Source organism: Pseudomonas sp. H3_C08, from assembly GCF_054669455.1.
This window is the reverse complement of record NZ_CP162803.1, coordinates 5,369,150-5,385,698: the sequence shown is the minus strand read 5'-3', so window position 1 is coordinate 5,385,698 and position 16,549 is coordinate 5,369,150. Positions and strand designations below refer to the sequence as shown.

At 61.5% G+C, this 16,549-nt stretch carries 2 protein-coding genes; one reads left to right on the top strand and one right to left on the bottom strand.

Annotation, left to right across the window (positions count from 1 at the left end; all coding sequences use genetic code 11):
• Window positions 1-29 precede the first annotated feature (29 nt).
• Window positions 30-1,382: a TolC family outer membrane protein gene (locus AB4N74_RS24600; protein ID WP_093440182.1), complete on the bottom strand. Its 1,353-nt coding sequence runs from the start codon at window positions 1,380-1,382 to the stop codon at window positions 30-32.
• 359 nt (window positions 1,383-1,741) lie between these two features.
• Between AB4N74_RS24600 and AB4N74_RS24595 the strand changes: the two genes are divergently transcribed.
• Entirely contained in the window at window positions 1,742-16,477 is a 14,736-nt protein-coding gene (locus AB4N74_RS24595; RefSeq protein WP_460097466.1) for a LapA family giant adhesin, read from the top strand.
• Window positions 16,478-16,549: the final 72 nt, after the last annotated feature.

Here is a 16,549-nt window from a genome sequence, read left to right as displayed (position 1 = left end):
ACACTCTTTGACAGTTGAAAAGGGATAACTCAATTCATCCCAGGCAGCTGGACCTTGGGCTTCACGTCGTTCTGCACAACGGATGCCAACGGTGCGACCACTCCCTGGCTTCTGAGCAACTCGCCCATGGTCGCCTTGATTCGGTACTGAGTAAATAACTGAATGTTTTTGATTTCCGCCAGACGCCGCGAAGCGGTGAACAACTCGTTTTCGCTGTCGAGCAAATCGAGCAGGGTGCGTTCGCCGAGGCTGAACTGACGCTGGTAGGCGGTGCGCACCGAGGTGCTGTGGTCGACATATTGCTGCGCGATCGGCACCTGCGCGTTGGCGTTGTTCAAGGCGTTCCAGGCCAGACCGAGTTCTTCGTTCAACTGGCGCAGGGCGTTGTTGCGGATGTCCAGCGCTTGGTTCGACAGGTACGACTTGGATTCCAGATCAGCCTTGTTGCTGCCACCGGAATACAGGTTGAAGCGCATGCGCAGCATCGCTTGCCATTCGTTGTTGTGACCGTTCTGACCATCGAGATCGTTGTCGGCGGTACGGCCCAGTTCGGCGTCGAAACGCGGGTAGAAGGTCGACTTGGCGGTTTCGTACTGTTTCTCGGCAGCGGCGATATCGGACTCGGCCGAACGCAGGATCGGGCTATTTTCCAGCATCTGCTGGCGCGCTTCATTGAGGTTGGCCGGCATCATCGCCATGAACGGTGCCGGCCGCTCCAGTTGATCAGGCATCTGGCCGACGGCGCTGAGGAAGTTGGTTTCCGAGTCGGCCAGATTGGTTTGCTCGGTGATCAGGTTGTTGCGAGCCTGGGCCATCCGCGCTTCGGCTTGATCGAGGTCGGCACCGCTGCCGACGCCGCGCTGGGTGCGCAACTGGATCTGGTCGTAGATGCGCTGATGGCTCTTGAGGTTGTCCTCGGCCAAGCGCACGAATTCGCGGCGGGTCAGCACATCCAGGTAGACCTGGGCGACGGTCAGCGCGGTGCGCTCGGAAGTGCCGAGCAACGAGTAGGCGCGGGAGTTGACGGTGGCTTGTTGACGCCCGACTTCGCTGGACGTCGCAAAACCGTCAAAGACCATTTGCGAGAGACGTAAACTTGACTCGCTGCGGTTCAGGGTTTCCCAGTGGTTGCCGCCGCCATTGGCGCGGGTGGTGACGCTGTCGGTGCCTTCACGGCCATAACCGCCGAGCAGATCGACCTTCGGCAGGTATCCCCCTTTCGCCGCTCTTAATTGATAATCCGCAGCCAAACGACTGTTGACCCCTGCCTGGATTTCCGGATGGACATCCAGTGCCTGCTGCATGGCTTCTGGTAAGGATTGTGCTTGTACAAAAGAGGCGGCGAGGGCGAAGGGTACGGCGAAAAGCAGGGGCGAACGCATGATAGGAATTTCCCAGAACTTCTTGTCTTGAATCACAGCAAAACGTGGCGCTGCGTCGGATGATGGCAACCAGATTGACCGTATGTCGGAAAGTTCAAAACAGGAACTGGATCACACGCTAAAGGACAGGTCGCCGCGGAAATATCAATGTGACATTAGTGGGGCGATTGTTTAGGATGGCACCCAGAAGGTCAATAGTTTGGCATAAAGTTAATAGCGAAAGAATATAGCCAAATTATTGACGATTAGATGCGTCAAACTTGATTCGCAAATTTTAAAAGTACGTCCAGACTGAGTCGGCGCCAAAAGCCATCAGGTCTATGGAAGTCAACTGAACGTGACACCCCGGAGAGTCTTCAATGAGCAGTGTTGTTGCCATCGTCAAAAGCATTGTCGGTCAGGTATTTGTAGTCTCCCCTGAGGGTGTACGTCGCGTACTCGTTGAAGGCGATCGCCTGTTCGTGGGTGACCAGATCGACACCGGCCTCTCCGGCGCCGTGTCGCTTGAGTTGGCTGATGGCCGCACCCTCGATCTGGGCCGTGAGACTCAGTGGAGCGCAAACGCGCCTGACTCCAGCACTGACCTGGCCGAGGCCACTGCGCAGGCAGCGCCGTCGGTAGCCGAACTGCAGCAAGCCATCGCCGCCGGTGTCGACCCGACCACCGCGCTGGACGCCACTGCTGCCGGCCCGAGTGCCGCAGGCACGGGCGGTGCCGCCGGTGGTGGTCACAGCTTCGTCATGCTCGACGCCACCGCTGGCCGCGTTGACCCGACCATTGGTTTCCCGACTGCAGGCATCAACGCTGGCGGACAAGCCGCGCAAAACATCACCGGCGGCCAGACCACCGACACCACCACCAACGCCTTGCGTGATTCGACCCTGAGCCTCAGCGCCACGCCATCCATCACCGAAGCCGGCGGCGTGCTGGTGTACACCGCGACCCTGACCCAGGCGCCGCTGACCGACCTGACCATCACCCTGTCCAACGGCGCGGTGATTGTGATTCCGGCAGGCGCAACCACTGGCACCGTCAATGTGCCGCTGGCGCCGAACGACACCGTTTACAACGACCCGACACAGATCGACGTGACCGTCACCGGCACCACCGGCGGCAATGGCATCACCGTGACCACGCCGACCACTCCGGCCACGACCCAGGTCACTGACACCATCGACACCACCACCGTCACCCTGACGGCTGGGCCGAGTGTCACTGAAGGCGGGCAGATCACTTACACCGCGACCCTGACCAACCCGGCGCAAACCCCGGTGACCGTCACCCTGTCGAACGGCTCGACCATCACCATCGGCGCCGGCCAGACCACCGGCACCGTCAACGTGCCGACCCCGGCCAACGACGTCTATAACAACGGCAGCACTGTCACCACGACGATTACCGGTGCGACTGGCGGCAACTTCGAAAACCTGGTGCCGAACCCGACGCCAGCGGTGACCACCATCACCGATTCGATCGACACCACTAATCTGACCCTGACCGCCACCGGCACAGTGGTCGAAGGCGGCCAGATCACCTACACCGCGACTCTGACCAACCCGGCGCAAACCCCGGTAACGGTCACCCTGTCGAACGGTTCGACCATCACCATTGAGGCTGGACAGACCACCGGCACCGTCAACGTGCCGACGGCGGCCAATGACGTCTACAACAATGGCGGCACCGTCAGCACCACCATTACCGGCGCCACTGGCGGCAATTTTGAAAACCTGGTGCCGAACACTACGCCTGCGACCACCACCGTTACCGATTCGATCGACACCACAAGCGTGAGCCTTACCGCCACCGGTACGGTCGTCGAAGGTGGCCAGATCACTTACACCGCGACGCTGACCAATGCTGCGCAGACTCCGGTGACGATCACCCTGTCGAACGGCTCGACCATCACCATTGACGCCGGCCAGACCACCGGCACCGTCAACGTGCCGACTGCGGCCAACGACGTTTACAACAATGGCAGCACCGTCAGCACCACCATCACCGGTACTACCGGCGGCAACTTCGAAAATCTGGTGCCGAACACGACGCCAGCGACCACCACCATTACCGACTCGATCGACGACACCAACCTGTCGCTGACGGCAACCGGGACCGTGGCCGAAGGTGGTTCGATTGTTTACACCGCGACCCTGACCAATCCTGCCGGCACCCCAGTCACCGTGACCCTGAGCAATGGCTCGGTGATCACCATCGAGGCAGGCAAAACCACTGGCACCGTGACCGTTCCGGCGCCAGCCGATGACGTCTATAAAGACGCCGGCAAAGTTGAAGTGACCATCAAGGACGCTTCCGGCGGCAACTTCGAGAATCTGGTGCCAAGCACCGCTCCAGCCGTGACCGAAGTGACCGACACCATCGACACGTCGACCGTGAAACTGACGGCTGACACCTCGGTGGCTGAAGGCGGCACCGTCACTTACACCGCGACCGTTGGCGCGCCGGTGACTGGCTCGCCAGTGATCGTGACCCTGGCCAACGGTCAGAACATCACCATCGAAGTCGGCAAAACCAGCGGCACCGTGACCACCACCGCTCCTAACGATGCGTTGACCGGCAATGCGCCGCTGACCAACTCGATCACCGGTGTTTCCGGTGGTAATTACGAAGATCTGGTTGCCGACAAGACCCCGGTATCGACCACTGTTACCGATGTCGCCGACACCACCAACCTGTCGCTGAGCGCCACCGGTTCCGTGGCCGAGGGTGGTTCGATCGTTTACACCGCGACGCTGACCAATCCGGCCGGCACGCCCGTTACCGTGACCCTGAGCAACGGCTCGGTGATCACCATCGACGCGGGTAAAACCACTGGCACCGTGACTGTTCCGGCGCCAGCTGATGACGTTTACAAAGACGCCGGCAAAGTCGAAGTCACCATCAAGGGTGTGTCTGGCGGTAATTTCGAGAACCTGGTCCCGAGCACCACGCCAGCCGTTACCGAAGTGACTGATACCATCGACACGTCGACCGTAAAGCTGACAGCTGACACCTCGGTGGCTGAAGGCGGCACCGTCACTTATACCGCCACTGTCGGCGCGCCGGTGACCGGCTCGCCCGTGGTCGTGACCCTGGCCAACGGCCAGAACATCACCATTGAAGTCGGCAAAACCAGCGGCACCGTGACCACCACTGCGCCAAACGATGCACTGACTGGCCAGGCTCCGCTGACCAACGCGATCACCGACGTTTCCGGCGGCAATTACGAAAACCTCGTGGCCGACAAAACCCCCGTCAGCACCACCGTCACCGACACCACTGACACCACCGACCTGACGCTGAGCGCGACGGGCACCGTGGCTGAAGGCGGCCAGATCACTTACACCGCGACCCTGAGCAATGCCGCAGGTTCGCCTGTTACCGTAACCCTGTCGAACGGTTCGGTGATCATCATCGAGGCAGGGAAAACCACTGGCACAGTGACCGTTCCGGCGCCCGCCGATGACGTCTACAAAGACGCCGGCAAAGTCGAAGTCACGATCAAGGACGCCACTGGCGGCAACTTCGAAAACCTGGTGCCGAGCACCGTTCCTGCCGTCACCGACGTGACCGATACCGTTGATACCTCGACGGTGAAACTGACCGCCACCGAGACGGCCGCTGAAGGTGGCACCGTCACCTATACCGCCACTGTCGGCGCGCCAGTCACCGGTTCGCCTGTGGTCGTGACTCTGGCCAATGGTCAGAACATCATCATTGAAGTCGGCAAAACCACCGGCACCGTGACCACCACTGCACCAAACGATGCGCTGACTGGCCACGCGCCGATCACCAACGCGATCACAGGCGTGAGCGGCGGCAACTACGAAGATCTGGTGGCTGACAAAACCCCGGTCAGCACCACGGTCACCGACACCACTGACACCACCAACCTGACCCTGAGCGCGACGGGCACCGTGGCTGAAGGCGGCCAGATCACTTACACCGCGACCCTGACGAATGCCGCAGGTTCGCCTGTTACCGTGACCCTGTCGAACGGCTCGGTGATCACCATCGAGGCCGGCAAAACCACTGGCACCGTGACCGTTGCAGCGCCCGTCGATGACGTCTACAAAGACGCCGGCAAAGTCGAAGTCACGATCAAGGACGCCACTGGCGGCAACTTCGAGAACCTGGTGCCAAGCACCGTTCCGGCTGTCACTGACGTAACCGATACCATCGACACCTCGACGGTCAAACTGACCGCCACCGAGACTGCCGCTGAAGGTGGCACCGTCACCTACACCGCCACTGTCGGTGCTCCAGTGACCGGTTCTCCGGTTGTAGTCACCTTGGCCAACGGCCAGAACATCACCATCGAAGTCGGCAAGACCACCGGCACCGTGACCTTCACCGCGCCGAACGATGCACTGACCGGTCAGGCGTCGCTGGGTAATTCGATCACGGGTGTAAGCGGCGGTAACTACGAAAACCTGGTGGCCGACAAGACCCCGGTTTCGACCACGGTCACTGACACCGTCGACACCACTGACCTCTCGCTCAGCGCCACCAACTCGGTCGCCGAGGGCGGTTCGATCATCTACACCGCGACGCTGACCAACCCGGCTGGCTCGCCGGTGACTGTGAACCTGTCGAACGGCTCGGTCATTACCATCGAGGCCGGTAAAACCACCGGCACCGTGACTGTCGCTGCGCCAGCCGATGACGTCTACAAAGACGCCGGCAAAGTCGAAGTCACCATCAAGGATGTGTCTGGCGGTAATTTCGAGAACCTGGTCCCGAGCACCACGCCAGCCGTTACCGAAGTGACTGATACCATCGACACTACCACCGTCAAACTGACCGCCACCGAGTCAGCGGCTGAAGGTGGCACCGTTACTTACACCGCCACCGTAGGCGCTCCAGTCACCGGTTCGCCGGTCGTCGTGACCTTGGCCAACGGCCAGAACATCACCATCGAAATCGGCAAAACCACCGGCACCGTGACCACCACTGCGCCGAACGATGCGTTGAACGGCCACACCCCGCTGACCAATGCGATCACTGACGTAAGCGGCGGTAACTACGAGAATCTGGTTGCCGACAAGACTCCGGTTTCGACCACTGTTACTGACACTGTCGACACCACCAACCTGTCGCTGACTGCGACCGACACCGTGGCTGAAGGCGGTTCGATCGTTTACACCGCAACACTGACCAATCCGGCCGGCACGCCAGTCACCGTTACCCTGTCCAACGGCGCCGTGATCACCATTGAGGCGGGTAAAACCACTGGCACCGTCACCGTCGCTGCGCCCGCCGATGACGTCTATAAAGACGCCGGCAAAGTTGAAGTCACGATCAAGGACGCCACTGGCGGCAACTTCGAGAACCTCGTTCCGAGCACCAACCCAGCCGTTACCGACGTCTCTGACACCATCGACACTTCGACGGTCAAACTGACCGCCACCGAGTCGGCGGCTGAAGGTGGCACCGTCACCTACACCGCCACGGTCGGTGCACCGGTGACCGGTTCGCCGGTTGTGGTGACCCTGGCCAACGGTCAGAACATCACCATCGAAGTGGGTAAAACCATCGGCACCGTGACCACCACCGCGCCAAACGATGCGTTGACTGGCCACGCTCCACTGACCAACGCGATCACCGACGTTTCCGGCGGCAATTACGAAAACCTCGTGGCTGACAAAACCCCGGTCAGCACCACCGTCACCGACACCGTCGACACCACCAACCTATCGCTGACCGCGACCGGTTCGGTGAACGAAGGCGGCCAGATCACCTACACCGCGACCCTGACCAACGCCGCTGGTTCGCCGGTCACCGTGACTCTGTCGAACGGTGCTGTGATCACCATCGACGCCGGCAAAACCACCGGCACCGTCACCGTCGACGCGCCGAAAGATGACGTCTACAAAGATGCCGGCACCGTTGAAGCGACCATCAAGGGAGCGACCGGTGGCGACTTCGAAAACCTCGTCACCAGCACTACTCCGGCCGTCACCACCGTCAACGACACCATCGACACCTCCACCGTGTCGCTGACCGCCACGGCGAACGTCGCTGAAGGCGAAACCGTGGTCTACACCGCGACCGTGACCGCGCCAGTGACTGGTTCACCGGTTGTCCTGACCCTGTCCAACGGCCAGACCATTACCATCGCTGTCGGTGAAACCACCGGTTCGGTGAACTTCGTTGCACCGAACAGCCCACTGGCTGGTGGCAGCTCGCTGAGCGTAACCATCGACGGCGCTACCGGTGGCAACTACGAAAAACTCGCGGTCGACGGCAAGTCCGCCGACACCGCGGTTTCGGACACCACCGACACCACCAACCTGAACCTGACCGCGACCGATTCGGTGGCTGAAGGCGGTTCGATCGTTTACACCGCGACGCTGACCAACCCGGCCGGCACCCCGGTGACCGTGACCCTGTCGAACGGTTCGGTGATCACTATCGAAGCCGGCAAAACCACCGGCACCGTAACCGTTCCAGCGCCTGCCGATGACGTCTACAAAGACGCCGGCAAGGTCGAAGTGACGATCAAGGATGCAACGGGCGGTAACTTCGAAAATCTGGTGCCGAGCACTGTGCCGGCCGTGACCAACGTCACCGATACCATCGACACCACCACCGTCAAGCTCACCGCGACCGAGTCGGCGGCTGAGGGTGGCAGCGTGACTTACACCGCAACCGTCGGCGCGCCAGTGACCGGTTCCCCTGTGGTCGTGACCCTGGCTAACGGTCAGACCATCACCATTGGTGTTGGCCAGACCACCGGCACCGCGACCACCACCGCACCGAACGATGCATTGACCGGCCACACGCCGCTGACCAATGCGATCACTGAGGTGAGCGGTGGTAACTTCGAAAATCTGGTTGCCGACAAGACACCGGTTTCGACCAATGTCACCGACACTGTCGACACCACTAACCTGTCGCTCAGCGCCACGGGTTCTGTGGCCGAGGGTGGTTCGATTGTTTACACCGCAACCCTGACCAACGCTGCAGGCTCGCCAGTCACGGTGACCCTGTCGAACGGCGCGGTAATCACCATCGAAGCCGGCAAAACCACTGGCACCGTGACCGTTCCAGCTCCGGCCGATGACGTCTACAAAGATGCCGGCAAAGTCGAAGCGACGATTTCGACCGCTACCGGTGGCAACTTCGAAAACCTGGTGCCGAGCACTGTTCCAGCCGTCACCGAAGTGACTGATACCATCGACACCTCGACCGTGAAACTGACGGCGACCGAGACCGCCGCTGAAGGGGGCACCGTCACTTACACCGCGACAGTCGGGGCGCCTGTGACAGGCTCGCCGGTTGTGGTGACCCTGGCCAACGGTCAGAACATCACTATCGAAGTCGGCAAAACCACCGGCACCGTAACCTTCACCGCACCGAACGATGCCCTGACCGGCCACGCGCCGATCACCAACGCGATCACGGGTGTCACTGGCGGCAACTACGAAAATCTGGTTGCCGACAAGACCCCGGTTTCGACCACGGTCACCGACACCGTCGACACCACCAACCTGTCGCTCAGTGCGACCGGTTCTGTGGCCGAAGGCGGTTCGATCATCTATACCGCGACATTGACCAACGCTGCTGGCTCGCCAGTGACCGTGACCCTGTCGAACGGCGCGGTGATTACCATCGACGCCGGCAAAACCAGCGGCACCGTGTCCGTTCCAGCGCCAGCCGACGACGTCTACAAAGACGCAGGCAAGGTTGAAGCGACGATCTCCACCGCTACCGGTGGCAACTTCGAAAACCTGGTGCCGAGCACGACGCCGGCCGTGACCGAAGTCACCGACACCATCGACACCTCGACCGTCAAACTGACCGCCGATACGTCCGTGGCTGAAGGCGGCACCGTCACTTACACCGCCACTGTGGGCGCTCCAGTAACCGGTTCGCCGGTCACCGTGACCCTGGCCAACGGCCAGAACATCACCATCGAAGTTGGCAAAACCACCGGCACCGTGACCTTCACCGCACCAAATGATGCGTTGACCGGCCATGCGCCACTGACCAACTCGATCACCAACGTGACCGGCGGCAACTACGAAAACCTTGTTGCCGACAAAACTCCGGTCAGCACCACCGTGACCGACACCGTCGACACCACTAACCTGTCGCTCAGCGCCACAGGGACAGTGGCCGAGGGTGGTTCGATTGTTTACACCGCAACGCTGACCAACGCGGCTGGCTCGCCAGTGACCGTGACCCTGTCCAACGGCGCCGTGATCACCATCGACGCCGGCAAAACCACTGGCACCGTGACCGTTCCAGCCCCGGCCGACGACGTCTACAAAGACGCCGGCAAGGTTGAAGCGACGATCTCCACCGCTACCGGTGGCAACTTCGAAAACCTGGTGCCGAGCACGACGCCGGCCGTGACCAACGTCACCGACACCATCGACACCACCACCGTCAAACTGACGGCCACCGAGTCGGCGGCTGAAGGCGGCAATGTTGTCTACACCGCGACTGTCGGCGCACCGGTTACCGGCTCGCCAGTTGTCGTGACGTTGGCCAATGGTCAAACCATCACCATCGGTGTTGGCCAGACTACGGGCACCGCAACCACCGCTGCGCCAAACGATGCATTGACTGGTCATGCTCCACTGACCAACGCGATCACTGACGTGACCGGCGGAAACTACGAAAATCTCGTGGCCGACAAGACGCCAGTCAGCACCAACGTGACCGATACCGTCGACACCACCAACCTGTCGCTGAGCGCGACCGGTACCGTGGCCGAGGGTGGTTCGATTGTTTACACCGCAACCCTGACCAACGCCGCTGGCTCGCCAGTGACCGTGACGCTGAGCAACGGCGCCGTGATCACCATCGACGCCGGTAAAACCACCGGCACCGTGACCGTTCCAGCCCCGGCCGACGACGTCTACAAAGATGCGGGCACCGTGCAGGCGACCATCAGCACCGCCACCGGTGGCAACTTCGAAAATCTGGTGCCTAGCACTACGCCGGCCGTGACCAGCGTTACCGACACGATCGACACCACCACCGTCAAACTCACGGCCACCGAGTCGGCGGCTGAAGGCGGCAATGTTGTCTACACCGCGACTGTCGGCGCACCGGTTACCGGCTCGCCAGTTGTCGTGACTTTGGCCAATGGTCAAACCATCACCATCGGTGTTGGCCAGACTACGGGCACCGCAACCACCGCTGCGCCAAACGATGCATTGACCGGTCATGCGCCACTGACCAACTCGATCACCAACGTGACCGGCGGAAACTACGAAAATCTCGTGGCCGACAAGACGCCAGTCAGCACCAACGTGACCGACACCGTCGACACCACCAATCTGTCGCTCAGCGCGACCAATTCGGTCGCTGAAGGCGGTTCGATTGTTTACACCGCGACCTTGACCAATGCGGCTGGTTCGCCAGTCACCGTGACACTGAGCAACGGCGCCGTGATCACCATCGACGCCGGTAAAACCACTGGCACCGTGACCGTTCCAGCCCCGGCTGACGACGTCTACAAAGATGCCGGCACCGTGCAGGCGACCATCAGCACCGCCACCGGTGGCAACTTCGAAAATCTGGTGCCTAGCACTACGCCGGCCGTGACCAGCGTTACCGACACGATCGACACCACCACTGTCAAACTGACAGCAATAGAGTCGACAGCTGAGGGTGGCAACGTCACGTACACCGCCACTGTTGGTGCTCCGGTCACTGGTTCGCCAGTTGTGGTGACCCTGGCCAACGGTCAGACCATTACCATCGGCGTGGGACAGACCACCGGCACCGCGACCACCGCAGCGCCAAACGATGCATTGACCGGTCATGCGCCGCTGACCAACTCGATCACCAACGTGACCGGCGGAAACTACGAAAATCTCGTGGCCGACAAGACGCCAGTCAGCACCAACGTGACCGACACTGTCGACACGACCAATCTGTCGCTCAGTGCTACCAATTCGGTCGCTGAAGGCGGTTCGATTGTTTACACCGCGACCCTGACCAACGCCGCTGGCTCGCCAGTGACCGTGACGCTGAGCAACGGCGCCGTGATCACCATCGACGCCGGTAAAACCACCGGCACCGTGACCGTTCCAGCCCCGGCTGACGACGTCTACAAAGATGCCGGCACCGTGCAGGCGACCATCAGCACCGCCACCGGTGGCAACTTCGAAAACCTCGTGCCAAGTACCACGCCGGCAATCACCAGCGTCACCGACACCATCGACACCACCACTGTGAAACTGACAGCTACCAGCACAGCGGCAGAGGGCGGCAACGTCGTCTACACCGCGACCGTCGGTGCTCCGGTGACCGGTTCGCCTGTGGTTGTAACGCTGGCCAACGGTCAGACCATTACCATCGGCGTCGGCCAGACCACTGGCACCGCGACCACTACCGCGCCAAACGACGCACTGACTGGTCACGCACCGCTGACCAACTCGATCACCAACGTCACGGGCGGCAACTACGAGAACCTCGTCGCCGACAAGACTCCGGTTTCGACTACCGTCACTGACACCGTCGACACCACCAACCTGTCGCTGTCCGCGACCGGCACCGTGGCCGAAGGTGGCCAGATCACTTACACCGCGACCCTGACCAATGCTGCCGGTTCGCCGGTCACCGTGACCCTGAGCAACGGTTCGGTGATCACCATCGACGCTGGCAAAACCACTGGCACCGTGACCGTTCCAGCGCCAGCCGATGACGTCTACAAAGACGCCGGCAACGTCCAGGCCACGATCAAAACCGCCACCGGTGGCAGCTTCGAAAACCTCGTCACCAGCACGGCTCCGGCCGTGACCAGCGTCACCGACACCATCGACACGACTACCGTGAAGCTGACTGCGACCGGCTCTGCGGCGGAAGGTGGCAACGTCGTCTACACCGCCACTGTCGGTGCAGCCGTGACCGGTTCGCCGGTCGTGGTGACCCTGGCCAACGGTCAGACCATCACCATCGACATCGGCAAAACCACCGGCACCGTGACCACCACCGCACCGAACGATGCGCTGACCGGCCACGCCCCGCTGACCAACTCGATCAGCAACGTCACGGGCGGCAACTACGAAAATCTGGTCGCCGACAAAACCCCGGTCAGCACTACCGTCACCGACACCGTCGACACCACCAACCTGACGCTGTCCGCGACCGGCACCGTGGCCGAAGGTGGCCAGATCACCTACACCGCGACCCTGACCAACGCCGCTGGCTCGCCAGTCACCGTGACCCTCAGCAACGGTTCGGTGATCACCATCGACGCCGGCAAAACCACTGGCACCGTGACCGTTCCGGCTCCGGCCGATGACGTCTACAAAGACGCCGGCACCGTGCAGGCGACCATCACCGGCACCAGCGGCGGCAGCTTCGAAAATCTGGTGACCAGCAACACGCCAGCCGTGACCAACGTCACCGACACGGTCGATACCACCACGGTCAGCATCACTGGCAGCAGCTCGGTGACCGAAGGCCAGACCGCCAGCTACACGGTCAGCCTGAACCACCCGGCGCAAACCGAAGTGACCCTGAAAATCGTCTACAGCGGCACCGCCGCCGACGGTTCGGACTTCACTGGCGTTTACACCGTGAAGATCCCGGCAGGTGCGAGCAGCGCGCAGTTCAACGTCGCGACCATCGATGACAAGATCACCGAAGGCACCGAGAACTTCGTGGTCAAGATCGATTCGGCCACCGGCGGCAACTTCGAGAACCTCGCGGTCAGCAGCACCAATGGCAGCGTCAGCACGTCGATCATCGACAACGATGCGCCGCCCGTGCTCGACCTGGATGCCAACAACTCCAGCGGCGCCACCGGTGCCGACTACAAGGTGACTTTCACCGAAAACACCCCGGGCGCGGGTGTGTCGATTGCCGACACTGACATCAGCATCACCGACCCGGACAGCACCATGCTCACCGGCGCCACTGTAGTCCTGACCAACCGTCAGGACGGCGATGCGCTGAACCTGGGCAACAGCGTCAACGGCATCACCATCAATGCCAACAGCACCAACGGCACCGTGACCCTGACCTTGTCGGGCAACGCGACGCTGGCTGATTACATGCAGGCCATCAAGAACATCAGCTTCACCAATAACAGTGAAAACCCGAGCACCGTGCCGCGTATCATCACGGTGACCGTGACCGATGGCGGCAATTACTCCAACACCGCTACCACCACGGTCAACGTGGTGGCGGTCAACGACGCTCCGGTTGCTGCACCGAGCAATGTCACCGGCACCGAAGACACGCCGCTGGTACTCGGCTGGTCGACTTTCGGCGTAACTGACGTCGACAGCCCGGCCAACAGCCTCGGCATCAAAATTACCCAACTGCCGGGCGAAGGCAAACTGCAGTACCTGGACGGCTCGACCTGGAAGGACGTCGCCAACAACCAGACCTTCAGCAAGGCTGACATCGACGCGGGCAAGCTGCGCTTCCTGCCGGATGCCAACGAGTCGGGCGTCAACGGTTACGGCGGCAGCGGCCTGGGCAACAATCAGGCGGATTACGCGCAGATCAAGTTCCAGCCAACCGACGGCCAACTGCTGGGCAACACCGGCACCGTGAAGATCGACATCACCCCGGTAGCGGATGCGCCGACCGTGAGCGTGGCCGACAACAGCGTGAAGTCGACCGGTTTGATCAAAGAAGTCTGGACCGGTCTGTCAGGTCTGGGTACCGACGGTAGCGGTGCGAACTCGACCACCCTGAAAAACGTGGTCGACGGCGCCGGCACCCCGAACAGCAGCGGCAACGTGACTAACGTGCAGTCGGACGGCAGCGTGGCCGCCGGCACCGCCTCGAAAACTTCGGGCCTGATCTACCTGGAAGCCGGCAAAACCTATTCCTTCAGTGGTGTGGCCGACGACAGCCTGCTGATCACCATTGGCGGCAAGAGCGTGGCTTCGGGTACCTGGGGCGCGGGCGGTGCGATCAGCGGTTCGTTCACCCCGACCACCAGCGGCTACTACACACTGGATATCTACCACCACAATCAGAGCGGCCCGGGCAGCTACGACGTCAACCTGTCGGTCAACGGCAGCACGCCGATCGACCTGAGCAGCGCTGGCGTACCGATCTACACCGGCGTGCAGGATCTGGTGAATTCGGGCGTGACCGTCTCCGATCTGCACGGCAGCAACGGCGAAGGCTATTACGACGGCTATAAACTCAACACCGGCGCCGAAGGCACCACGGTGAAACTGTCGGCAATCACCACCGCACTGACTGATACCGACGGCTCGGAAACCCTGAGCGTGAAGATCAGCGGCGCGCCAGTCGGCTCGGTGCTCAGCGATGGCGCGGGCCATACCTTCACCGTCACCGCCAGCAGCGGCGACGCCAACGTCACCGGCTGGAACCTCGGCAGCCTGACCGTGACCCCGCCGCCGTACTACAACGGCCAGTTCAACCTGACCGTGACCTCGACCTCCACCGAGATGGTCGGCGGCTCGGCCAGCAGCACCGCGACCATTCCGGTCACCGTGGTGCCGGCGGTCTACAACGCCATTGTCGCCACCTCAGCCGATGACACCGTCACCGGCACCGATGGCAACGACATCATGGTCGCCGACATCGGTGGTCTGACCGTGGTGCCGGGCACCAACTACAACATCGCGTTCATGGTCGACAGCTCTGGCAGCATGACCGCGTCGTCGCTCAACGCGGCCAAAGACTCGCTGACATCGGTGTTCAACACCCTCAAGCAGAGCCTGGGCGGCAGCAACTCAGGTACGGTGAACATCTTCCTGGTGGACTTCGATACCCAGGTCAACAAGTCGGTGTCGGTGAACCTCAATGACCCGAACGCGCTGACCAAGCTCAAAGCGGTACTGGACTCGATGGCGTCCGGCGGCGGCACCAACTATGAAGACGTGTTCAAGACCACGGCCAACTTCTTCCAGAGCGCGGAAGCCGTGGCCAACACCGGGGCGAAAAACCTCACGTACTTCATCACCGACGGCCAGCCGACCTACTACCAGACCGGCGAGTCGACCAACCCGTACCTGTACGGCAACAAAACCCTCGATAGCCTGATAACCACCACCAACTATAAGTTGGGGACAGCGGTCAGCCTGTACCCGGACAGCTCGCACCAGATTGATATCAGCGCGAACGGCTCGGTGACGGTCTGGACCAAATCGGGCGGCAATTGGTCGTATCAGAACTTCGGTACGCTGCACGCCCAGGGCGACGGCACCTATGAGTTCTCCGGCCTGGCGGGCAGCGGTAGCAGCACCGATTACTACACCACTACCAACTCCAACAGCAGCTTCACCTTGCTCAGCGGCCTGTCGAACGTCGAAGCCATCGGCCTCAACAGCGGCGTCAGCCTCAACGATCTGAAGCCGTACGATTCGGATAAAACGCCGCAGACCAACATCGATCCGAAGGATCTGGCCAACTCGATCATCGGCCACACAGAAGCGACGCTGCCGGGCAACGACACCGTCAGCGGTGGCGACGGCAACGACATCCTGTTCGGCGATCTGGTCAGCTTCAACGGCATTGCCGGCGAAGGTTATCAGGCGATGCAGGCGTTCGTTGCCAAGGAAACCGGGGTCGATGTCAGCAAAGTCACCACCAGCAACGTGCACCAGTACATCACCGAGCACTATCAGGCGTTCGATGTCTCCGGTGCGCATGACGGCAACGACACACTGCTGGGCGGCGCGGGCAATGACATCCTGTTCGGCTCGGGCGGCAACGACCTGCTCGATGGCGGCAAAGGCAATGACATCCTGCTCGGCGGCACCGGCAACGACACGCTGATTGGCGGTCAGGGTAATGACATTCTCATCGGTGGTTCGGGTGCCGACACCTTCGTCTGGAAGGCGGGCGACACCGGCAACGACGTGATCAAGGATTTCAACGCCAGCGAAGGTGACCGCATCGACTTGCGTGATCTGTTGCAGGGCGAGACCGGCAGCACCATCGACAACTTCCTGAAGATCACTACGGTCGACGGCACGTCGTCGCTGCAAGTCAGCTCGGCGGGCAAGTTCAACTCCGGCGACGCTGCGGCGGCAACCCCGGACGTGACGATCAAACTGGAAGGCAACAACTGGTCGAGCGCCAACATTCACAACCTGATTGCCGGCAGCGACCCGACCATCAAGGTCGACCACAACAACAGCTGATCGTGAACAAAACGGCCGCCCCGATGGGGCGGCCGTCACGTTTGTGCTGACCGGACCGGTGACGATCGCGTC